Origin of the sequence: Methanobrevibacter oralis (assembly GCF_001639275.1) — an archaeon.
Lineage (GTDB): Archaea > Methanobacteriota > Methanobacteria > Methanobacteriales > Methanobacteriaceae > Methanocatella > Methanocatella oralis.
In genome coordinates, this window is sequence record NZ_LWMU01000125.1 from 25,670 (window position 1) to 50,756 (window position 25,087).

Annotated in this window: 20 protein-coding genes; 11 read left to right on the plus strand and 9 right to left on the minus strand. The window is 27.0% G+C overall.

The window, feature by feature from the left end:
• The 4 genes from MBORA_RS09530 to MBORA_RS09545 form a co-directional block, all read right to left on the minus strand.
• Nucleotides 1–840: a MotA/TolQ/ExbB proton channel family protein gene (locus MBORA_RS09530; protein ID WP_063720595.1), complete on the minus strand. Its 840-nt coding sequence runs from the start codon at nt 838–840 to the stop codon at nt 1–3.
• 77 nt (nt 841–917) lie between these two features.
• Nucleotides 918–1,532: a ribonuclease HII gene (rnhB, locus tag MBORA_RS09535; protein ID WP_063720596.1), complete on the minus strand. Its 615-nt coding sequence runs from the start codon at nt 1,530–1,532 to the stop codon at nt 918–920.
• A 42-nt stretch (nt 1,533–1,574) separates the two neighbouring features.
• Entirely contained in the window at nt 1,575–2,648 is a 1,074-nt protein-coding gene (locus MBORA_RS09540) for a rod shape-determining protein (RefSeq protein ID WP_063720597.1), read from the minus strand.
• Nucleotides 2,649–2,650: 2 nt separating this feature from the next.
• Nucleotides 2,651–3,289, minus strand: a complete 639-nt coding sequence (locus tag MBORA_RS09545; RefSeq protein ID WP_042691579.1) for a hypothetical protein — start codon at nt 3,287–3,289, stop codon at nt 2,651–2,653.
• A gap of 389 nt (nt 3,290–3,678) precedes the next feature.
• Here MBORA_RS09545 and MBORA_RS09550 point away from each other — a divergent pair, with 389 nt between their 5' ends.
• From MBORA_RS09550 to MBORA_RS09565, 4 genes are read left to right on the plus strand one after another with little or no spacing between them, the layout of a single operon-like run.
• The gene (locus tag MBORA_RS09550; protein ID WP_042691584.1) at nt 3,679–4,374 is read left to right on the plus strand and encodes an archaetidylserine synthase; all 696 of its coding nucleotides are present in this window, start codon (nt 3,679–3,681) and stop codon (nt 4,372–4,374) included.
• Nucleotides 4,375–4,414: 40 nt separating this feature from the next.
• The gene (locus tag MBORA_RS09555) at nt 4,415–5,569 is read left to right on the plus strand and encodes a hypothetical protein (protein ID WP_232817580.1); all 1,155 of its coding nucleotides are present in this window, start codon (nt 4,415–4,417) and stop codon (nt 5,567–5,569) included.
• A 40-nt stretch (nt 5,570–5,609) separates the two neighbouring features.
• The gene (locus MBORA_RS09560) at nt 5,610–6,332 is read left to right on the plus strand and encodes a class E sortase (RefSeq protein WP_042691588.1); all 723 of its coding nucleotides are present in this window, start codon (nt 5,610–5,612) and stop codon (nt 6,330–6,332) included.
• Nucleotides 6,333–6,704 carry a dihydroneopterin aldolase family protein gene (locus tag MBORA_RS09565; protein ID WP_042691591.1) on the plus strand — a complete coding sequence of 124 codons (372 nt, stop codon included), beginning with the start codon at nt 6,333–6,335 and terminating at the stop codon, nt 6,702–6,704.
• On the opposite strand, the gene mfnA is transcribed toward MBORA_RS09565, so the two are convergent.
• From mfnA to MBORA_RS09590, 5 genes are all read right to left on the minus strand, one after another.
• Nucleotides 6,701–7,858 carry a tyrosine decarboxylase MfnA gene (gene mfnA / locus MBORA_RS09570; RefSeq protein WP_042691594.1) on the minus strand — a complete coding sequence of 386 codons (1,158 nt, stop codon included), beginning with the start codon at nt 7,856–7,858 and terminating at the stop codon, nt 6,701–6,703. The two genes, MBORA_RS09565 and mfnA, sit on opposite strands and share 4 nt — an antisense overlap.
• Before the next feature lie 55 nt (nt 7,859–7,913).
• Nucleotides 7,914–10,187, minus strand: coding sequence for a phosphoenolpyruvate synthase (gene ppsA, locus MBORA_RS09575; protein ID WP_042691598.1), 2,274 nt, complete (start codon nt 10,185–10,187; stop codon nt 7,914–7,916).
• A gap of 1,052 nt (nt 10,188–11,239) precedes the next feature.
• Nucleotides 11,240–13,816, minus strand: a complete 2,577-nt coding sequence (locus MBORA_RS09580; protein ID WP_042691602.1) for a bifunctional glycosyltransferase/CDP-glycerol:glycerophosphate glycerophosphotransferase — start codon at nt 13,814–13,816, stop codon at nt 11,240–11,242.
• 66 nt (nt 13,817–13,882) lie between these two features.
• Complete coding sequence (locus MBORA_RS09585) at nt 13,883–15,382, minus strand: ABC transporter ATP-binding protein (RefSeq protein ID WP_082853413.1); 1,500 nt, start codon at nt 15,380–15,382, stop codon at nt 13,883–13,885.
• A gap of 10 nt (nt 15,383–15,392) precedes the next feature.
• Entirely contained in the window at nt 15,393–16,163 is a 771-nt protein-coding gene (locus MBORA_RS09590; RefSeq protein ID WP_052331730.1) for an ABC transporter permease, read from the minus strand.
• A gap of 408 nt (nt 16,164–16,571) precedes the next feature.
• Here MBORA_RS09590 and MBORA_RS09595 point away from each other — a divergent pair, with 408 nt between their 5' ends.
• From MBORA_RS09595 to MBORA_RS09625, 7 genes are read left to right on the plus strand one after another with little or no spacing between them, the layout of a single operon-like run.
• Nucleotides 16,572–19,166 (plus strand): bifunctional glycosyltransferase/CDP-glycerol:glycerophosphate glycerophosphotransferase, encoded by a 2,595-nt coding sequence (locus MBORA_RS09595; RefSeq protein WP_063720599.1) that lies wholly within the window; start codon nt 16,572–16,574, stop codon nt 19,164–19,166.
• Nucleotides 19,163–20,158: an FkbM family methyltransferase gene (locus tag MBORA_RS09600; protein WP_042691608.1), complete on the plus strand. Its 996-nt coding sequence runs from the start codon at nt 19,163–19,165 to the stop codon at nt 20,156–20,158. The genes MBORA_RS09595 and MBORA_RS09600 overlap by 4 nt, the downstream gene beginning before the upstream one ends.
• A 2-nt stretch (nt 20,159–20,160) precedes the next feature.
• Nucleotides 20,161–20,967 (plus strand): acyltransferase, encoded by an 807-nt coding sequence (locus MBORA_RS09605; RefSeq protein WP_042691611.1) that lies wholly within the window; start codon nt 20,161–20,163, stop codon nt 20,965–20,967.
• 9 nt (nt 20,968–20,976) lie between these two features.
• Entirely contained in the window at nt 20,977–21,975 is a 999-nt protein-coding gene (locus MBORA_RS09610; RefSeq protein WP_042691614.1) for a glycosyltransferase family 2 protein, read from the plus strand.
• Nucleotides 21,972–23,051: an acyltransferase gene (locus MBORA_RS09615; RefSeq protein ID WP_063720600.1), complete on the plus strand. Its 1,080-nt coding sequence runs from the start codon at nt 21,972–21,974 to the stop codon at nt 23,049–23,051. The genes MBORA_RS09610 and MBORA_RS09615 overlap by 4 nt, the downstream gene beginning before the upstream one ends.
• Nucleotides 23,052–23,084: 33 nt before the next feature.
• Nucleotides 23,085–23,663, plus strand: coding sequence for a class I SAM-dependent methyltransferase (locus tag MBORA_RS09620; protein WP_042691617.1), 579 nt, complete (start codon nt 23,085–23,087; stop codon nt 23,661–23,663).
• 13 nt (nt 23,664–23,676) lie between these two features.
• Nucleotides 23,677–24,285, plus strand: coding sequence for a methyltransferase domain-containing protein (locus MBORA_RS09625; protein WP_042691621.1), 609 nt, complete (start codon nt 23,677–23,679; stop codon nt 24,283–24,285).
• Nucleotides 24,286–25,087: the final 802 nt, after the last annotated feature.

Consider the following 25,087-nt stretch of genomic DNA (forward strand, 5'->3'; position numbering starts at 1 on the left):
TTATTGTCTTAATTTACTTTCTGTAATTTCTGCATTAACATTACATTTCTCTAAAATGATATTGGCAATACTTTTATCTAACATGCTTGGTTTAAATGAAACCTTAATATTTGCATAAGGATCAGAAATTAACCTTGTATTTACAACACCTTCGGCTTCTTGAAGAGCTTCAAGTGCACATTCAACATTAGCATCGACCTTTACTTTAACTACAGCATATCCCCAATTAGTCATTTTTGTAGCAAGTTCAATTTTATCCATTTCTGCTTCAATAAGTCCTTGAATATAAGTATGTAATGGCAATAACACGATTGCTACTAACAAACCCATAATTGTAGTTGTTAATGCTACATAAATACCTTCAGCCATTGCAGCAGAATCTGGATTAACACCTAATGATTTAAATGTTAACCAAATACCAATAACTGTACCAATTAAACCTAAAAAAGGAGCTAATTCTGTAATTGTTTTAATCGTATTCAAACCTTTTGTCATTTTTGCCAATTCAACAATGAAAATTTGTTCCATACTTTCTTCAACTTCAACTTTATTTTTATAACCAATCTTTAAAGTTTCAGAAATAATTCTAGAAATAGGGTTTTTAAAACCATTAATTGCTTTTAATGCTTCAACAGCTCCACCTCTTTCCATAGAAGCTGTAACTACCCCAAAAATTTCAGTTGTATCTATTTTACTAATATTCCTAAGATACACAATCTTCCTCAACGAAATAATAAGACCATAAACTCCAATAAAAAGAATTATATACGTAATAATTCCTCCCTGAGTAAATATATCTGCTATTCCATCAATAAAAGGCATAATATACTCAATAATCATACTCATCCTCTGTAATATTATACAAAATATTTATAAAAATAATATATTAGTCAATATACTTAAAATTAATTAAAAAATCACTTCATTTTAGCTACCGTAGTCCATGACTTTCTCACGAAATCAGGCATTGATTCATATGTAAAATTAGTTAAAAATTTTTTAGTAGTTGGATCTGAAGGATAACCTGAACCGATTCCACCCATCTTAATAAAATCTTTATTGATTTCTTCAATTTGAGAATCTCTAACTTCTTTAGCTATAATTGATGCTGCTCCTACTTCAATATAATTATCATCAGCCTTATGCTGAGCAATTACATCAACTCCGGTTGCTTGGTGCAAATTTTCCTGAAAACGTTCAGCCTTAACATCAACAGCATCAACAACTGCTTTTTTTGGATTCAATTCTAAAATGATTTTTTCCATTCCTTTCCTTTCAATTTCATTTAAATTAATCCCATTAGCTCTCATTTCATCAATTTGAGATGCTGTAATGATAACAACCCCATAATCAAACATTTTTTTTAATTTTCTAGATAAAATAGTTCTTCTTTGAGGAGTTAACTTTTTGGAATCTTTAACACCCATTCTTTCAAGAACTTTAAACATTTTTTCAGGCACAACAACACCTGCAATTACTAGTGGACCTAAAACTGAACCTCGACCAGCTTCATCCATACCTAAAATATCCATAAAAATCAGCATAAAAAAAGAAAAGAAAATAAATAAAAATATTTATTTTAAAGCTCTAAGACGAACTTCAGGTTCTAATGCAAGAGGTTCTGCAGCAACAATAGCTGTACCTTTTGCAACAACAGTCATTGGATCATCAGAAACTTCTATTGGAATTGCTATTTCATCAAAAATTCTTTCTTTAATTCCACGAAGTCTAGAACTTCCACCAACAGCTACTGCATTATTATAAACTCCCATCATTAATTCAGGAGATAATCTTTCTAAAATAAAATTTAATCCATCAATTATTTGTTGCATAAACGGTTCGACAGCATCCGCAACTAACATTGAATCAATAACCACTTTTTTAGGTCTGTTAGTTTCTAAAGATTTTCCTATAACTTCAACACTTAAATTTTCAAGTTGCTCGCTGCAATGAACCATACCCACTTCTATTTTTGCAGATTCTGCATCATGAATACCAATAGCTACATCGTATTTCTCAGCTACAATATCAACAATCTTATTATCAATATCGTCCCCACCACATCTAACAGTTTCAATATCGTTAATACCTCCAAGAGAGATAATTACAATATCAGTTGATCCTGCACCAATATCAACAACCATAGTTCCATTTGGTTCAGCAATAGGTAAACCAGCACCAATAGCTGCAGCTAGTCCTTCACTAATAACTAAGATATTTTGAGCACCTGCTTTTCTACCAATTTCTTCAGCAGCATTTTTTTCTACTTCAGAAGAATCACCAGGAATTCCAATAACAATTCTTCCAACACTTTCACCTTCATTAATACCTATTTGCATTGCTTTAATTAATAAAGCTTGTGCTTGTACAACATTTTCAATTACACCTTTTTTTAAAGGTCTTACAGCCAAAATATCTCCAGGAGTTCTTCCTAACATCTTTTTAGCTTCTTCACCTACAGCTAAAACTTCACTAGGATCATCTTTTTTAACTGCAACAACAGAAGGAATCTGATATAAATCAAATTTATCTCCAGAAGGCTTTGCAATTACAGTATTTAAAGTTCCTAAATCAATCCCTAAACTATTACTGATAACACGTGTGTTTTCAGTTTGTGGCTCTTCCTCTTCATTTCCAAAAATATTCATGACTAATCCTCCGTAACAATATCTTTAAAGTCGATGATGAAAATTCTGTTAGATGTAGCTATACTCTGAACTTTTTTAATATCTTCATCTTTTTCAACAGAAATAAGAATTGTCGATAAAACAACCTCATTAGCATTATAAAACGGTTTTAATACAGATTTAATAAATTTTGGTAGTTTTACTTCATTATTCAAATCAACATCAATAAATCCAGTAGTTTGCGATTCTTGTAAAATCGCAAATGGGATTTTTAATTTCTCGATGGTAGATACAGTATGTTTAATAATATCATCAGGAGCAACTAACACCATCAAATTAGATTCCTCTTGAAGATAATAGCGTGAAATTTGAACAAAAGCTCCACCCTGCTTTTCAACATCTCTTTTAAAAGCATCAATGCTTGTAGAAATGCCATAAAGCATGATAAAATCAAATTTCTTATCTAATTTTCCATCGTGTAATATAGCATGTTCCCTAAATCTAATCTTAACATTATATTTAGATGCAATAGCTTTATAAGCCATATCATCAATTAAATCCACATTACCTGCAATGACACACCATGTTTTTTCAACCGTGTGATTTTTACTGGATTTAATTTTTGCAGCTTGTCTTAGAACACGTATATTATCTTCTATCATTTAATTTCTCACATATTATTAGTTATAAACACATATTAGCTCAATAAATAAAAATTAACATCCAAATACACATTACTAAAAATATTTAAAATGTTATTTATTAAAGCCCAACAATTAATATTTATTACCATCTATTATTATATATATTTTACTTCAAAATGCTTAAATTGGCATAAAATTAACACCATACAAAAAATAATAAAACATTTCAAGGAGTAAAAAGAAAAAGAAAAATAATTTGAAATCAATATTAAAAAAATAAGTTAAAACTTTAATATCTAATAAAAATAACAAACATGTCTAAGTAAAAATATAAATAAAGAAAAATTAACCAAAACACAAGCGAAAGTTAATAAAAGATAAATAAAAAAGTATTACTGAGGTTTAACATGACACTTAAAAACACTAGTATGAAAAATTTTATAGCAATCCCAGATATCATTTCATTATTAAATATGAGCTCTGGTTTTTTAGCTATTATATTTGCAATTAATGAAAATTTAGTAATTTCATCAAGTTTAATTATACTAGCTGTCATGTTTGACTCCGTAGATGGTTGGGTAGCTAGAAAAACCAATAGAAAAGATGAATTGGAATTTGGAAAGAATATTGATTCTCTATCAGATATCATATCATTCGGCATTGCACCAGCAATATTCATTTATAAATCCATCAATGCAACTTCAAACCTCCTCAATTTAAGTAGTATAATTGTTTGCCTATTAATAGTAATATGTGGCGTTTTAAGACTAACAAGATACAATGTAATTGCAAATAAAACTAAAACAAAAGATTTTGTTGGATTTCCCATTCCAGGAATCGCGATTATAATAGCTACATTCTATCTAAGTGGATTATTCAACACCTATATTGTTTTAATATTAAGCATATTAATTTCTTTACTAATGATTAGCGATGTTAAATATCCTAAATTCAGCAACACAATGCTACTTTATATGTGTTTTATCTGTTCTATATTATTAATCTTTCAAATTCCAATAAAAATTTATACTATTAATATTCCAGCTATTATAGTTTTATTTTGTTGTTTATACTACCTTTTAATAAATGTAATAAAACATTAAATATCCCCACCACCTACTTTAATTAAATTTAGGAGTATGAATGATGAACAATAAACAACCAAAAGATCCATTATACCCTAGAGGTTTTGATGACAACAATGAGTTTAGAAAACAAATTTCTAAACAAGAAAATTTTTCAAAACCAAAAGAAAAAAATGAACTAAGCTTATTAAAATCATTAAATCATAAAATTGGAGTTTATCTCAGTCCCAATTCAACAGAAATAAGTGAAAATGAAAAAAAGAAAAAAATTGGAGTAATCATAACAACACTAATCCTGATAACATTAATCATGTCTGCTTATTATTTTGTAATATATGAACCATCACAAGAAGAATTATCTTTTATAAAAACCAGTAAACTTAATGAACTTCATGATTTATACAAAGGTCCATTAACAACTTCTGTAAATGCAGTAAATCTAGAAAATGAAATAAAAAATGCGAATAGTCCCCAAGAATTAGAAAATATAAATTTATTAATTCCTGCTACAAAAGATTGGAAATCCTTTCATAAAAAATCAATATATAAAAATCAAGATAACTACAATAGAACCATGGTAACATATGAAAATGAAACAAAAGACATGATAATTCCTATTAATGACGCAATTACAATAGTAAATGAAAATGATGCAAAAATATTATCTAATATTAAATTCGAAAAACCAAATACGGTTTCAGTACCTGTTTTAATTTCAAGACTTCAAGCGGGTGCTGGATTAATACAAGTAGGAAGCATTGTTGATATCTACACAAATAATAATGATACAAACATCACAAGTAATACAAACCCTGACATAAGTGGGTGTACAGTTTTAGCCATAATGAGATATGAAGAAAATGGAAAAATAGACTCAGAATATTCAAAATCGAATTTAAAAGTAAATGGGAATGAAACAAATCCAAATGAAAAAACAAAAGGATTTTCTTCAAATGTATTAGAACTAATTAAAGCATCAATGTTAAATGGATATAATGAAGATAAAACAATAGAATTACTTAAAAATTATGGTATTAAATTATCAAATTATGAAAGACAAATCAATTTAGGTGATTTAGATGCTCAATATATGTTGCTTATTGAAACACCAAACGATAAAGTAAATTATATGTTAAATAACATGGATAAAATAGTACTTACAATCCCAACAACTCACGCTCCCGAATGGATGATAAACGAAATTAATTCCTAAAAGGTAAAATATAATATCTTTAAGATAAAAAATTGATATTATGAATAAAGAAATTATCACAACTTTAATAGTAATAATTTGTTTATTAATAATTGGATTATATGCTATGGGTGAAGTTAATTATTTTTCATCAAAAATAGCTGTTGAAAAAAATATTGATGCACCTGTGATATTAATACCAACTATTGGAGTTGAAGAAAAATTAAATAATGAATCACTTTCCCAAGGAGTATGGTATAATAAAACCTCGAACATGCCAACTGAAGGTGATTTGGTGATTTATGGACATAGAACACTCCAAGGATCACCATTTTTAAGACTTAATGAAGTATCAAAAGGAGATTCAGTTTTACTAGAATGGCCAGGAATTGGTGAGATAAACTATACAGTACTTAATTCAACAATTGTAGAACCAAACTACAAAATAAACACGAAAGAAAGTGGAAACTATTTATATTTAGTCACATGTGACCCTATTGGTTCAACAGAACACAGATTAATAATTCAAGCAGAAATAAATGATAAAAATCCAATAAATAACGAAGTAATAAAAAACAATCCACAAGAATTAAATGCAATAATTATTACAGGATTATTTTTAGTGGTCGGGTTAATATTTAGTTACTTCTACCCTAAAGACCATAGAATTTATATTTTAGCTACTATCTTAATCATATCGGCTGTACTGATTTATTGTTGTATCAATCCAATTCCATCCCAATTAATCTATGACAAAATAATATTCTTGAATGGGGGAGTTTAATTGGATGTTGATAAAAAATACTTTTCAAATATTACATCAAGAGAAAGAGCAATATTTGAAGGAGCTATAAGCATGGGAGCTCTATTTCACCAATTTGTAGGAGTTCCTGTATCTAAAAGTTCCAAAAAAGGTTTGGAAAAAGCTATTGAAGAATCATTAAGCTTACAACCAGCAATAGAAAATGTGGAAGCTGAAATAAAATTTGATAAACTCGAAGAGAACATGAGCGGATTTGACTACACCTCCCTTAGTGGAGACATGCTTGATGTTACAATTTATACAAAAGTAAAGAATGCAGAAGCAAAAATAAGAATAGAATTCATTGAAGAGCTTAATTACCCATTAATGTATGTTGAAGATATTAAAGATTAATAAATTTCTTTTAAATCTTCTAAAAACTCTTTCAAATGATTTTTTTTAATATGATTCATCAAAACAACCCGAATTGAAATTGGACATTTAGCAACAGAAACTTTCCAATTCAATTCTTCTAATTCATTAGCTAATTCATGTGCATTTTTATTAGGATGATTAAATGCAACTAGGTTCAACTCTGGTTCACAAACAACATCATATCCTATTTCTTCAAGCCCTTCTTTTAAGAATTTTGTTTTATCCATTGTTTCACTAGCTATCTTACAATAACCTTCTTTTCCAAAATATTTCATTATTGCATAAGCAGCTAGTGATGATGCTCCCAATCTTGTACCAACAATTGTAGATTGTGTTTTAACTGTTAAATATGGAGAATCAACAGCCATAACATCTAGAAATTCTTTTTTTCTAAAAATAATTCCACCAGCAGGAATTGGAGCTAAACCCATCTTATGGGGATCAACAGTAATGGAACAAACCCCAGGAAGAGAAAAGTCAAAATCTGGAAAATCATACCCTAATTCTTTTAAAAATGGAATAGAAAATCCGCCAAATGCTGCATCTACATGAAAATAAATATGATTATCATTGGCAATTTTAGCTATTTTTTCAATAGGATCCACCAAACCTAATTCTGTAGTACCTGCAATAGCCACTATAGCTACAGTTTTACTTGAAATAAGATTTTTTAGAGATTCAACATCAATTTTAAAATTATCATCCAAATTCACTTCGATAATTTTTAAATTTAGCATGTCAGCAGCTTTTTTAAATGAAAAATGTGCAGATTCAGGAATAATAATCTCACCATCAACAATTCCCCTATATTTCATTGCATAGTTTCTTGCTGCACGCATTGCCATTATATTAGCTTCTGTACCACCAGTTACAATATTTCCATAAGATTTATCTAAAGATAATAATTTTCCAAGAGATTGGATGACTTTATTTTCAATATACTTACTTCCTTTAAATAGTCCTGGATCTCCTAGATTTGAATCTAAAAATTTACAAAAAACTTCTTTTGCAAAAGGATGAGGTTCTGTACACATAGACCCTAAAATCCTACCATCAGAGTATTTACAATCTAATTTTTGAATCTCTTCAAGCTCTTTTAAAATTTCTTTACGAGATACTGGTTTATCTTCCATAAAACAACCTGATACATGAGCTAATTAAATAAAAAAAAAGAAAAAAAATATAAAACTATTCTAAGTTTTTACGAGCAGCTTCTAGAATAATTTTCTGTTCAGCTCTAGCTACAGTCCTTCTAACTTCCGCCACAGCATCAGCATTTGAAGATACACTTGATATTCCAAATGCAACGAGTTTTTCAACAATATGAGGAACACTTCCAGCTTGACCACAAATACTGCATTTAATACCTACTTTAGCACATTTTTTAATTGTCATTTCAATTAACTTCATTACTGCTGGATGTTCTTCAGTATAATGTTTTGCAACAAATTCGTTATTTCTATCGACAGCGAGAGTATATTGAGTTAAATCATTTGTTCCTAAACTTACAAAATCAATTCCAACATCAATATAATCTTCAATAGTTAAAGCAGCAGCAGGAATCTCAACCATCATTCCAAAGTCAATGTCTGTGTGAGGTTCTAAACCTACTTCAGAACAAAGTGCTTTTGCTTGTCTTAACTCATCAGGAGTTTGTGATAATGGAATCATAACTCCAATATTAGTGTATCCTTGATCATAAAGTTTTTTAAGAGCTTTAAATTCACATTTAAGGATTTCGGGTTGATCAAGTTCTCTTCTAATTCCTCTCCAACCAAGCATTGGATTATGTTCTTCAGGTTCGTTTTCTCCACCATCCAATGTTATAAATTCATCAGTAGGTGCATCTAAAGTCCTATACCATACTGGTTTTGGATAAAATGCATCAACGACGATTTTTACATTATCTGCAATAATATCTATTAATTCATCTTCCTTACCATCTTCAATAAATTTTCCTGGATGAACACCTGCAGTTAACATTAAATGTTCTGTTCTTAAAAGTCCAACACCATCAGCACCAGTAGCTGCAGCACGTTCAGCAGCTTCAGGCATGCTCACATTAGCTTTTACTTCAGTTACAGTTACAATAGGTGCTTCAGCATTTACTGGTGCAACTGTAGTTGAATCAGCTTTAATTTTAGTAATACCATCAAAGACCAATCCTTTTTTACCATCTATTGTGACGTCAGAGTTTTCTTTTAATGTAGTTGTTGCAGAACCAGTTCCTACAACACAAGGAATACCTAATTCACGAGAAATAATAGATGCATGACATGTTACACCCCCTTCATCAGTTACAATACCACTAGCTCTTCTCATAGCAGGCACCATATCTGGAGTGGTCATGGTTGTAACCATGATGTCCCCGTCTTTAATTTTATCTAATTCATCAATGTCATTAATTATTTTAACTTTACCGGAAGCTGTACCTGGACTAGCACCAAGACCTCTTGCAAGGACATCTCCAACATCATCAGAATTAGATTCATCTAACTCAACATCTCCTAATGTAGTTATGGGCCTTGCTTGTAATAAAAACAATGTTCCATTTTCAAACGCCCATTCAGTATCCATTGGTTGACCATAGTGAGCTTGGATTCTTTTACCCATTTCTGTTAACTCTACCAGTTCATCATCAGATAAAACTCTTTCATTCCTTTTTTCATCAGGAACATCGACTTTAATACTAGTACCATCTTCATCATTAGTATACATTACTTTTTTATCACTAATAGTTACACTAGCAACCTCATTAGTTTTTTTATCCACAACATAATTATCAGGAGTTACATCACCAGATACAACAGCCTCACCAAGACCCCAAGACCCTTCTATTAAAGCAATATCTTCACCAGTTGAAGGGTTTGCAGTAAACATGACCCCTGCTTTATCTGCATTAGCCATTTTTTGGACAACAACAGCTATGAATACTTTAGAATGTTCAAAGTTATTTTCCTCCCTATAGAAAATTGCTCTTGCTTCAAATAAAGAAGCCCAACATTTCCTAACATATTCCATAACTTCATCATTTCCAGAAACATGCAAGTAAGTTTCCTGTTGACCTGCAAATGATGCTTCAGGTAAGTCTTCAGCTGTAGCAGAAGATCTAATTGCCACATCAGTATCATCTTCACCAACTTTTTGACAAAGCTGATTGTAAGCTTCAAGAATTAATGTAGACATGTCATCTGGAACTGGAGTGCTAGTAATAATAGCTTTAATTTCTTCAGATGCCATCTGGAGTTCTTTAGTATCATTAATATCAATTTTATCAAGAATATCCATGACTTTTCCATTAATTCCAGAGTCTTCCATGAATTTTTCGTAAGTTTCAGCAGTTACAACAAAACCTGGTGGTACAGGAATGCCCGCTTGAGTTAGTTCTCCTAAGTTAGCACCTTTTCCACCTGCAATTCCAATGTCGGATTTATTTAAATCCTCAAATTTTAAAACATACATGAAATATAACCTCTTGGTTTAAAAATATATTAAAATTGACTACACTCATAATCAATTATATAATATAAATTATATTTTTAATGTTTAAATATTTAATTAAAATTTGACTTTGTTGAAATCCTATATTTACAGTTGAAATTTCACGTTGAGTTTATTTTTTTTCTATTTTAAACTCTTATTTTTGGTGTTTTATGATATATTTATTTCTATTTTATTTACATTTGAAATATTACATGGTGTTTTTTAAAAAAAAGATTTTAAAGAGTTATTTATAGTAAAATGGAGAATATATATTTATATGAATAATAAAAATAAACATTCTCCAAGTATAGTTAGGTTTTCTGAGCATAAAAGTCTTTTGGATTTTAGCTTTAAAAGGCAAACAAAAAAATTTTTTAAAAAGTATAAAAATCAATGTAAAAGTGATATTAAGTCAATGAACTGGTAAAAATCATTGAATTTACTTATAACTATTCTATGGTTGCTTTAAATAAGTATTCTAAGTAAATTATAATTCTCAACCTGCATTATTTTACGATTGTTGCTTTAAAAATTTATTTAAATATGACTTATCGAGAAACTAATTGGATTTTGTATCGTTAAGTGGTTTGAAAAGTTATCTATAAAATTAAAAAATCACCAAATTATTCTACGCTCCAGAAATATTCTTTAAAAAGATGCCTACCTTGAATGTTTGAAAGAATAACTGAGCAAATTATTCGACATTTAAGAATTAAACCAAAATTAATTGCTCTTGATGGTTACAGGATTTCACTAATGACTATGCAGACAAAAAATATTTATGCGCAAATTTAGGGGAAAAGAAAGGAAAAGCTCACACTAAATGCCATTATTGCAGTTGATGTTGATAGTAGAATAATCCTTTACTCGCAAAGCGACAAAAGGTCCAAAATACGATTACAATAATTATGCAATAGCTGCAAATAAGAAGTTTAAAGAAATATAATGTTGATTATAACTTATTACTAAATATTTATACCCAAACACTCATTAATCCAATTTATAAAATGAATCCTTATCTTATTAAAGAGTCATAACTTTTTAATTTCATTATAAACACGTTTACACGAATTATTATCATCAAATGAAAAGAAGTTTTTAATATTTTTAAGATATTTTTCTTTAATATTGCAATCATTTTCCATATAACCAATAATTAACGAAACTAATGTATCTTCATCATTAGCTATTTCGCCAAATCCCATGGATTCATAATCAAAATAGCTTTCTTTTAAATCAAAATGATAATCGTCACTATAATGATAATATAAAACCGGTTTTTTAAGATATGCAAAATCAAATGCGACACTAGAATAATCAGTTATTAAAAGTGATGAAGAATTGAAGAAATCCACATAATTTTTATTTTCATAATCTATTTTCACATAATCTGAATCAAAAAGATCAATAAATTCATAAGTATTAGGATGTGGTTTAAAAATTATTTCATACCCATACTTTTCACAAGCTTCATGCAGCTTTTTATTATTAATTAATGAATCAAAGGTAATGAAATACTTGGAAGTTAGAATAAATTCTTCAGGCCTATTTTTTAAATATCTTCTCCAAGAAGGCATTATAACAATTTGTTTTTTAATAATGTCATTATTTAATTTATCGAAACGTGGAAATCCGGTTAATTTAAGTATTTGTTTATCATAATGATAAGGATATCTTAAAAAAGATTCTAACTCTTTTTTTGAAACAGTCACTAACATGGATAAATTTATATCATATTTTTTTAACCATGAAGAAACGTTATCCTTTGTAACTCCATGCTGGAGAAATATAGATTGGGATTTTAAAATACCTGCAAAATGAGGATAATTACCCCAAAATGGATAAATAACACTATTGTCCGGATGTGATGTTATAATTTTTTCTGCAAATAATCCTAGTAACTTATGTCTAATTGAATTAAAAGGAATTATTTTTGCACCATCCCACTTACTTACTTCATCAAAATACTTTCCCTTACCTACAACAAAATACTTTTTTACGTTTTCATCCTGTTTAATTGCGTATTCATATAATATTTTCCCATTATCATCTGCAATAAATGGACGATCCATAAATAACCAAATATGTTTCTTGTATAAAAAAGGATATGCTAATAAATACAATGCCCTTAATATAATTCCTGTCCTAAACCCCTGTTCATGTTTAGCAAACATGGATTTTAAAGTTTTTATTTCTTGTTTGATCCAAGAACGAGTTTTATATGGTTTAATTATAATTGAATTGTCTTTTAATATGCTTAAGAAATTTTCTGATTTTTGATAGGAAGTTATTTTTGAAAAATTACATGGCCTTGAAAAGTCAATATTTAAATTATCAAAGTTATCTAGCGAAGAATCAAAGCTGATTTCATGTTTATCTTTAGTTAAACTTATAGATATTTCAAAATTGTTATTGATATTGCGTGAATTTCCCAATGAATACTCTTTTCTTTGAGGAAAATCAATTTTATTTGTTTTGACTTTTTCACCATCTACAATACAATATATGTCAATATCAGCGAAATAAGATTTTAAAACACCCATAATATATAAAACATCGTCTTTAATCTCAAAAATATCTAAATACACTGTGTTTAAATCTAATTTTTCAATTAGGTTGTTTGAAATATCTTCATGATTATTTTTAATCTCATACCAATGTTTATAATATGTTATATGTGCCTTTAAATCATTGGCAATGCCAAATTGAGAACAAATGACTTCATCATCAATATATTGCAATATATCATATAATAATTTTTTAAATTCTATACATTCCCTATCACCTAAAATATTATCAAGTGTAGAAATTTCAAATATCCACTGTAAATCGTACATCAGAGTATATTGAATGAATAATGGAACAGAAGAATAATATTTTAAACTTTCATCAATTAAGTACTTAAAATAATATTTTAAACGAGGAATAAAATAATATTTATCAAAAAGAGCATTATCCAATACAGATGTTTTGTTTAACCTTTTTCTATAGAAATATTTAGCATCCTTGCAAAAACCAATTTTAGGATTTTCTAAAAGCAATTGATTAATAAATGTAACATCCTCAGAAATATGTAATCTAGGATCAAATTCTAAATCTTTAATTTTTTCTCTTTTAAAAAAAGATGAAGAAGCAGATAACTGGATATAATTAGGATTTTTGGTTAAATCAACTACTTGATTTTTTTCATATTTAAAATTTAAAATATGCTCTCCTTTTTTATCTCCTTTGAAAAAAATAGGAATAGAAACAATATCCATTCCATCATGTTTTTTAAAGAAATTATAAACATTGAAGAAAGCATTAAGAGATACAAAATCATCACTATCAATAAACGTGACATATTCTCCAGTAGCATGCTTGAGACCCAAATTACGTGACTGGGAAACTCCTAAATGTTCTTTATTAGCAATATATTTAATATTATGAGGATATTTAGCCTTATATTTAAGGCAAATATCTTCACTTAAATCTAAACTAGCATCATTAACTAAAATTATTTGAATATTATCTTTGAAATCTAAAGATTGATTAATGATACTACCGATAGATTCTTTAAGCCAAACATCAGAATTACGAATTGCTATCACTACTGAAAATTTAAACATTCTGTTTCACCCCACCCCGTAATGTAATATATATACATACATCATATAAGTAATGTTGAAATTTAATTATCTAAATTGAATATTCTTAAGCTGACTAGTACTTGCTTTTTCAGAATCTTTAAGATAATTATCACAAACCGTGTTAACTTCACCTATCTCTCGAACACACCCGTTATCAATCCAAATAGCTTTATCACATAACTGCCTAATTTGAGGTATTGAATGAGAAACTAAAATAACAGTAGTTTGACCATCCATTAATGATTTCATTTTATCATTACTTTTCTTTTTGAAATTAACGTCTCCAACACCTAAAATTTCATCAATGATTAAAATATCCGGTTCAACAATAGTGGCTATTGAAAATCCTAACTTTGCAAGCATTCCAGAAGAATAATTCTTAATTGGATAATTAATAAACTCGCCTAAATCCGCAAACTCTACAATCTCATCATATTTTTCTTCTAAAAATTTCTTATCATAGCCTAAAACTGCCCCATTTAAAAATATATTTTTAGCTCCAGAATAATTATAATCAAAACCTGCACCTAATGAAAGTAATGGGGAAATTCTACCTTCAGTTTTCACACAACCACTATCAGGTTTGTAAATTCCAGTAATGACATTTAGCAAAGTAGACTTACCTGCTCCATTATACCCAATGATTCCAACTTTTTCCCCCTTATAAATTTTAAATGAAATATCTTTTAAAGCTTGAAATTTAGTTTTTTTAGGTTTGTTTCTCTTTAATGTCCTTATAAAATGTTCTTTTAAATTGTCAATTTTATCATTTTGAACTTCAAATGTCAAATCAACATTTTGAACTTCAATTGAAATATTTTGATTATAGTCTTGGATAATGTTAGATAAAATGGCATCTACATCATGTTTTTGTGCATTATTAGGAATTGTTCTTTCTTTTTTAATTACTTCAGAGGTATGATGATTAACACTATTTTGTTGACTTGAAACATTATTCAGACTCTCTTCAGAGACATTAATTCCATTGTTATGTAAAACATCAGCAGAAACTTTTTGATTATTTATTTCATAGTTGTTAGAATTATTATTGAAATTATTTTGAAAATTGCCATTCTCGCTCTTTTGATTATCAACATTAATTACTTGTTTTTTAGAATTTTGTTCTGTTGAAATCTCAGGGATCACATCTTTAATCGGCTTACTTTCTTTAATTTTTTGTTCCCTATCTAATACATGCTGAGGTATAATTACATCATCAACAGACATGCCTTTTTCATTATGCTTTTTTAATTCCAGCTTTCGAAGATTTTGTATATTATCAATATTTCTTTGATTTTTATGATTAATTCCTTTAAAATTCTCCCCATTTGATTTTTTAGCTAAAGCTTTCCTTTCAGCCTCATTCAATTTTTCTTCAGCTTCCATTTCAGATAAATGATATTTATTAATTAAAACTTCCTTAGCATGTAATCGTTTTTTAATTGTTTCATTATTTTTAATAACTTGAGAATCTTCTATGGTACTTTGAATTTCAGGATTATTAAGCGACTTTTTAAATTTAAAATTTTTTTCTTCTGTACTCATCTAAAACCTCCTAAAATCTCTTTGAAACCATATCTTCATATTTTTTATATATAATAACTCCAAATACTAAAATAATTAATGAAAATAATAATAAATTAATTATATTTAATGTATTGGGGATTGTTCCCCAAATTACAAAATGCCGAAACTGATCTATTACCCAAAATAGAGGATTTAAAATCATATAACTATAATATGGTTCCGGGATAATATCCATCGGATAAAACATTGCTGAAGAATACATTAATACTAATGATATAACACCCCATAAATGTTGAATATCTGAGTAATAAACACATAATATTGCAACAACAAATCCTATTCCAATTATCATCATTGTCAAAGCTAAAACTGGAATAAATGCATAGGGAATTGTATTAAAATAAAATGGTGCATGAGTTACAATCATTACTCCGACCAAAATTATTAATGTAATGAAAAAATTAATAAATTCAGAAATTATACTTCCTAAAATAAAAATGTGTTTAGGAGCTGCAGTTCTCTTTAAAATATTTTGATTACCTTTAATGGAATTCATAGATGCTGCAATTGCAGAATTAAAAAAATCAAAAAGACATCTTGCTGATAAAAAGTAAACAGGAAAGTTTTCAATACTTCTTCCAAATAAAGTGGAAAAAATAATAGTAAATACAATCATTATCAATAATGGTTTTAATATGCTCCAAAATATGCCTAAAACAGAATCTTTGTATTTTGATGAAAAATTCTTTTTAACAATTTCTTGTAATAAAAAGATATTATTACTATTAGCTATACTCATGAAAACCACATTACACTCTTTAATAAACATTTAATTTTATTTAATATAATGATGCTTTTAATCACAAAATCTATTAAATTCAAATAAAATGAAATAAAATTTTTATAACATCAACCTCATAATTTATCTGAAATCGTATATTTACTATAAATATTAATTTCTTCTTTTTTAACTTTATCGGCAATACAAAAATTAGATGCCTTTTAAAAATCCTATTTTGTATGAAACATAGTTTTAAATCAAATTTTTTTAAAATTTTATCAATTCTTAATGACAAACTTAGATAAACAACATTGAAGTTTTTTAATGTTGAATAATTAATTTACATTGTTTATATTTAATTTAGCAATATATTTATAACAATGTTTAATTAATATTATAAAGCAAATAAAGTTTGTTGATGGTGTTATGAATAAAAAAATTTTTTCAATTATAATATCATGTTATAATGTTGAAGATTATATAAATGAAGCAATAAATTCCATAATCAATCAAAAATTTAATTTTGAAGATGTCGAAATTATTTTGGTTGATGATGGGAGTTTAGATGACACTGGAAAAATTTGTAAAAAATATACTGAAAAATACCCAAATAATATTAAATATATTTATAAAGAAAATGGAGGTCAAGCTTTAGCTAGGAATATTGGAATAAAATATGCTAATGGAAAATATGTTAATTTCTTAGATGCTGATGATAAATTAATGAATAATACTTTAAATTCCGTTTATGACTTTTTTGAAAATAACTATGAAGAAATTGATTTGGTTGCAATTCCAATGTATTTTTTTGAAAGAAAAACCGACCCCCACCCATTAAATTATAAATTTATTGAAGATAAAGTTGTTTATCTAGATAAAAATTGGAATTATCCCCAACTAGCTACAAATTCGGCTTTTTTTAAAATAGAGTTATTTGATAAATTTGAGTTTGATGTTAATTTAATTAATTCCGAAGATTCCATAATGGTAAATAAGATACTTTTAGAAAAAAAGGCTTATGGTGTGATAAAAGATGGAGGCCTGTGCTATAGAAAACGAAACGATAATTCTTCCATAATAGATAATGTTAAACAAGATAAACGATTTTATAATAATCGTTTGAAAGGATACTTCATTGAGTTGATTAAATATTCTAGAAACAAATTGGGCTTCATTCCTAAATTTATACAATATCTTATTATTTACGACGTTAAATGGATGTTTCTTGATGATTATTATAAAGAAATACTTAACAATGATGAACTTGATGAATTTAATAAATTAACAAAATATGTTTTAGATTCTGTTGATGATGAAATTATAGAAGAACATTTTAAAAAAGATGATTATAAATTAAAAAAAAGAATATTTGAATTAAAATATGGTGATTACGAAATAATAAGTAAAGATGACAAAATATCAATGTACATCAATAATATTTTAATTGATGAACTGTCAATTCACAAATTTTACATTGATATTATTGAAATTAGAAATAACCAGTTGTTTCTTTCTGGATTTTTAAGATCTTTTTTTAATAGCAATGATGTTGAAATTAAACTTTTAAAAGGAAATGACATATTTAATGGAACTAATTTTAATTATGATAATAGAAGTGAAAGCGAATTTTTAGAATCAACTATTAATTTTGACTTTAGCATCCCACTAAATGAAATGGAATATGAAATTAAACTTGTTGTAAAAGATAGGCTAAAAAGAGATAGCAATTATATTGAATTAAAAATCGAATTTTTAAATCATGCTAGATTATCAAAAGTAAGTAATTATTCTCTTTGGGATGATTATTTAATCATTTTTAAAAACAATACTTTCCATATATTAAAATATTCTTATTTTAAAATGATTAGTCTAGAGTTAAGAGTTTTAAAAAATATCCTATTTAACAAATACCCTTATTGGACATCGGCAATTTTCTTTAGGTTAGTATATTTAATTTTATTTCCTATTTACAAAAATAAAACAATATGGATGTTCATGGATAGACAAGATTCAGCTGATGATAATGCAGAGCATCTTTTTAATTACTGTAATGATATTGATGATAGTATAAACAAATACTTTACTTTAAATGAAAATTCAAAGGACTTTAAAAAGTTTAATAATGCATTGAAATTTTACTCTATTAAACAGAGATTACTTTACTTATTTGCAGATAAAATCATCTCATCGCACCCAGATGAGTCTATTTTAAATCCTTTTTGGGATAAAAACATACAACTTTATTCAGGGTTAATTAATTCTCAGAAAATATTTTTACAACATGGTGTTACAAAAGACAATGTGTCATCATGGCTTAGAAAATACGATAAAAACTTATCAATGATTGTTTGTGTATCTGAAAGAGAAGCTAAATCATTTCTAAAATATAAATATAATTACAATAGTGATGTAATTAAAGTATTGGGTTTTCCAAGATTTGATAATTTAGAAAATATTAACAACAAAAAACAAATTCTTATAATGCCCAGTTGGAGAAGGAGTTTAGAAAATTTAAGTGAAAAGCAAATTAAAAAAACACAATTCTTTAAAAAAAATAATTCATTAATTAACAATGAAGAGTTAATTAAAATAGCTCAAAAAAATCATTATGAGATTATTTATAAACCTCATCCAAAGATAATGGAAATAATTGATTTGTTTGATAGAAATGAATTTGTAAATATAGATGAAACAAGTAGTTATCAAGAATTATTCAATTCATCATCATTATTGATAACAGATTTTTCTTCTGTTGCATTTGATTTTGCATATCTTAAAAAACCAATTCTATATTACCAATATGCAAATGACTATCATTTTAAAGAGTCAATTATTGATTATGAAAAAAATGGATTTGGAGAGGTTATCCATGATGAAACAAGATTAATCAAAATTATTAATGAATATTTAAATAATAATTGTATAATGAAAGAAAAATATAAAAAAAGAGTAGAAAATTTTTATAAATACAAAGATAAAAATAATTGTAAGCGAGTTTATGAGGCTGTTAGAAATTTATGAGTTTTAAAGATAAATTCCTAGAAAAAAGTGATAGGTATAATTTTTACAAGAAAAATTATGAACTATATAAAGAAGAACATGATGCTCGAAATTTAGAAAAAGTAGCAGATAGCTTTTGCAATAATAAATTAGTCAATTTTGCCTATCATGAAGACTTTCCAACTAAATTAAATGACTTACTTAAAAATTTACCAACAGAATCTAGAAATATTTTACTACACATTTATTTAAGGGCAATAGCAGCAAATATGCAAAGAAAAGGCACATTATTTACTGATGAAGAGTTAAAACTCCAAAAAAAGCATCAGGAGTTTAGAAAAAATAATGTGAAGAAAAATGAAATCTGTGGATATAAGTTTACAACAAATACTTTTAATGTTCATTGTTTTATGAATGACTTTTTAACGGATAAAGATAAAGAATTTTTAAAAAATAAAGATATTATTGATGCAGGAGCTTATATTGGAGACTCTTCAATACCATTTTCCAAGTTGACACAAAAAAACGTTTATGCTTTTGAACCATTTGAAGATTCATACAAGAACTTAGTTGAAAATATTAAACTAAATAATATTAAAAACATTGTCCCTGTTAACTTATCATTAAGCGATAAAATTGGTGAAGAAAACCTATATCTTGCAGGAGATAATATTCAAGGTATCACTAATGATTCTACAATGCGAAAATATGATAAAGTTCTTAAAGCTAAAACCATGACAATTGACGAGTATGTTGAAAAAAATAATCTTGATGTTGGCTTTATCAAAGTGGATGTTGAAGGAGCAGAACAAAAATTAATTAAAGGAGCACTTAACACGATTAAAACACAAAAACCAATAATGTTTTTAAGTATATATCATAATGTAAACGATTTTTTTGAAATTAAACCATTAATTGAAAGTTTGAATCTAGGTTACACTTTTAAAGTATCTAAAGAAAGACCAGAAACATTTATCGGAGACACAATTCTAGAATGTCGCTGTGAGGATTAAACATGGAAAATGTAACAAACAATAATCAAATTCAAGAACTAAAAGATAATAAAATTATAGGAAATCCAACTTTAGCCAATTCAAATATAAAATTTATAGGAATAAATAACATTTTATATTGTGAAAATGATGTGAATCTCGTAAACTGTGATATCCAATTTAAAGGAAATAATTCATTAATTTATTTATCTCGTAACGAAAACAATTATTCAATTAATATACATGTTTTTCAAGATTGTACAGTTTACATCGGAAGAGATAACACTATGGCACAACCAATAAGTATTAACATACAAGAACATCAAAACCTCATCATAGGTGATGATTGCATCATATCAAGTGGAACAATATTTAGAACCTCTGATGCATATTTAATTTATGATACAATTTCTAAAAAACGAATAAACGATAGTAGAAGCATATTTATTGGAGACCATGTCTGGATTGGGCATCAAACATTTATTAGTAAGGGTTCTAAAATTGGCTCTGGTGCTATTTTAGATAATAATACTTATGTGCCAAGTAACTATTCATTAAAATCCAATGCAATCTTTGCTGGAAACCCTGCACAGCTTATAAAAGACAATGTATTTTTTACAAAAGACTATAATGGTGGTTTTAAAGCAGAAGATACATTGAACTCTGAAAATTATAACAGCAGAATATACATATATGGACCTCAATTAAAAGAAACTTTGGATTTGATAACAATCGATAAAATAATTTCAGAACTTAGAATTGATGAGAGAATTGATTTTATACAAAAATTATTCGTTAGAAATAAGCTACATGACAGATTTTCGGTTTAAAAGATTAATATGGTAAAAGTATCTATTATAATTCCTGTTTACAATCCAGGGAAATTATTTGAAAAATGCATAGATTCTGCATTAAATCAAACATTGAAAGATATTGAAGTGATTTGCATTAATGATGGTTCTATTGATGGTTCAATAGATATTTTAAATGAAAATACAGATTTCAGATTGAAAATATTTAATCAAAAAAATCAAGGTGCTGGAAAAGCTAGAAACAAAGGCATTGATGAAGCAAGTGGAGAATTTATAATTTTTTTAGATGCTGATGATTGGATTGAAAATGATATGTGTGAAAAATTATATTCTCATGCCAAGAGATTAAATTGTGACTTAGTTCTTTTTGATACAATATGGTACTTTAAGAATAATAAAAAAAATCATGTCCAATATTTTAATGAAAATATAGTGGAAAAGGATTTCATATTTAATCATGATTTCGTTAAAGATAAAATAGTAAATCCCAATTTAGGAGTAATCTGGTCTAAATTTTATAAAACATCCCTTATTAAAGAAAATAAAATCAGATTTTCAACTTACAAAATATATAATGATGTCGTGTTTCATTTTAAAAGCATGCTTAAAGCTGAAAGAATTTCATATTACTCTGAAACTTTTTACCACTACACAAAAACTAATCAAGCATCCCTTCAAAATTCATTTAGATGGGGCAAATATGAATCCCTTTGGTTTTATGTAATGCTTGAAATAAGAGATTTTTTAGAAGAAAATAATTTAATAGAAGATTTTAAAGATGAATTTGTTAATTATTCAATGAAAAGCTTTAAAAATAAATTAGACTGGACTCAAAAAGATTATCAGGAAGAGTATTTTTCTAAAATTAAATTTTTTTATGAAACAATGAATTTAAAAAATAATGATTTAAACAAATTACCTTTTGATTATTATACATTTTATATTCATGTGATAAATTGCAATGATTATGAAGAATTTAAACAAATGCAAGATGTATTTGATGGAAAGAAAATGGTGAAAACATGAATATAACAAACAAAAACCAACTTTTAGAATTAAAAAATAATAAATTCATTGGAAAACCTCCTGAACTAATAAATAGTTCTATTAATTTTACTGGTGAAAATAACATTCTAGTATGTGAGGAAAATGTTGTTCTAAAAAACTCTAGAATTGATTTTAATCTAAATAATTCCATTTTATACTTATCAAGTAATTCTTACGAATACTTAATGAATATTTCACTTCACAACAATAATGTTTGTTTTATTGGAAAAAACAATTATTTTAATGGATTGACAACTATTGTACTTTCTGAAGAAAAAAATCTAACTGTCGGTTCAGATTGCTTGCTTTCATATAATGTAATATTTAGAGTTGCAGATCCCCATTTAATTTATGATACTAAAACAAAAAAAAGATTAAACTATACTAAAAGCATACACATTGGAGACCATGTCTGGATTGGTCAAAATGCTAAGATTTTTAAAGGATGTGACATTGGGTCGGGCTCAATAATTGGTGCAGGTTCTATCTTAACTAATAAAAAAATACCTTCAAACACTGCATATGCAGGAAATCCTGCAAAATTAATAAAAAAGAACGTGTTTTGGCAGGGATATTCTGTTCATGGATGGGACAGTAAAAAAACTGTGTCAATGGCAAAATACTCTATTGATGAATTTAATTATGCAAAAAATGAAGAAACTCTGAATTTTGAATTAATAGAAGATAGTCTGAATGCTTGTGATTCTCCTGAAGATGTATTAAAATACATTGAAAATAATTTAATAGGTGATTCTAAAAATAGATTCTTCATTAATGAAAATAAAACCTCAGTTAGTCCTGAAGAGAAACTTGAACAAAATAAAAAGTATATGGAGAATTTAGAAAATAAATTAAGTAAAAATATGGAAGAAATAGTTGAAATTAAAGCTGAGTTAAAAGAAATAAAACAAATCATAACCACATTAAAAACAAGCAATGAAAAAATTAAAGAAGAAAATAAATACTTAAAACAAAGCAATATCAGATTAAGTAAACAATTAAAAAATCTTGAAAAAAATAAAATAGAAAGAATGAAAAACTTTTTTATAAAATAAATTTATAATAAATAGTAGTAATTAGGTGAATAAATGCACGAAAGTTCATATTTATCAATGGAAAAATTTAAAAATCAATACCTCGATAAATCAACCAATTTAAAAATTTTAGATGTTGGTTCTTACGACTCCAATAATCCCCCATACAATTATGGATTGCTTTTTAAAGAAAAAAATTGGAAATATTGGGGCATGGATATTAAAAAAGGATCAAATGTAGATATCGTTGTTAAAGATATTTATAACTGGGTAGAGATAGAAAATGAATCCTATGATATTGTAATCTCTGGACAAGCTTTTGAACACATGGATTACTTTTGGAAGGCTGCAGAAGAAATGACCAGAATACTTAAACCTAATGGTTACCTCTGCATTATTGTTCCAAGTGCGGGTCCCGTTCATAGAAATCCAGTAGATTGTTATAGATTTAAAGAAGATGGAATGAAAGCTATTGCCAAATATGTTAAACTAAACATGTTAGAAGTATACATGAATCATGATAATCAATGGCATGACTGTGTTTTAGTAGCTAGAAAAGATGAAAAAAATCTTGAAGATAGAATAAATAATCTAGAAAATAAGATAGACTTGATTTTAAAAAAATTAGAATAAAAAGGTGTATAAAATGCATAAAACAACCCACAATAAAATGAAATGGTTTAAAGACACATACTTAAATAAAAACGAATCCCTAGAAATTTTAGATGTTGGATCACTTGATACAAGTGGTAAAAACTTTAATTACAAATCAATTTTTAATGAAAATAATTGGAATTATACTGGACTTGACTTCCAAAACGGAAAAAATGTAGACATTTTAGTTGATGATATTTACAACTGGTTTGAAATTGAAGATAACTCATATGATGTTATAATTTCAGGACAATTATTTGAACATTTAGAATACTTCTGGTTAGCAATGGGCGAAATAGAGAGAGTTTTAAAACCGGGAGGATATTGTTGCATTATTGCTCCAAGTGGTGGGAACAAACATGGTGCTGCAGATACTGACTGTTACAGGTTTAATGAAGATGGAATGAAAGCTATTGCAAATTATGTCGATTTTGAAGTTCTTCACATTTCAACTAATAAAGATAAAGAAGCACATCCTTGGTGTGATACTTGTTTAGTTGCTAAAAAAGAAGGTATTAATGCCAATACCGAAGAAATAGAACAAAGGATTAATAATTTAGAAGACAAATTAGATTTGATTCTAAATAAATTGAATAAATGATTCCATCTAATTTTTGATATTATTTTTTAAATGTGGATTTCCCCATCCACATATGCTTCACAAGTTCAATAATTTAGTTTTAGCATAAATCTTTTTAAAGGTCCTTGTTCTATTTTCATTGTCTTTTTTATGTGTTTTGGAAATACTTTTTGGAATATATTTTCGATTTTATTATTTGTCGATGAAATATTGTTATTTTTAAGGTGCGTCGTTAATTTTTTAAAGTATGGAATGATGAATTTCCAAAGAACTTTTGCAATAAACTTATTTTCAGGATATTTTTTATTGATTAACTCGTTTTTTAGTTTTTTAGCTATATCTAGGCTTTTTACATCTAATATTTTGAAAATATCTTGTTTTAGTTTAATTAATTCATTAATTTTTCATCATTGAAGTTATTTTTATCAAAAATAATCCTTATAAATACTTTTAATTTATGTTTATGTTTTTTACATGGAATTTGCAGAAATGGGGTTTTACTTTTAATTTATCAATAGCTTCTCGATATTCGTGTTTTAAATCATGTCCCCCTTGAAAATTTGTCATAATTTCTTAAAGATTCCTTTAAAAATCGATGAATAGTCTCTGAATCTTCTGATTCGACTAATTTAACCAAAACAAGGGTATTTAATTTAACATCGAATAATGCTAGAATATAGTTATAAAAACCATTAATTTTAATTCAAAGACTGTCAAACAAGTAATATCTGGGATAAGACCAATTTTTATCATCAAAGACATAACCAGAGTTTAATAAAATGTTTTCTACACTTTGATGTGATATTTCAATAAGTTTAAGTCA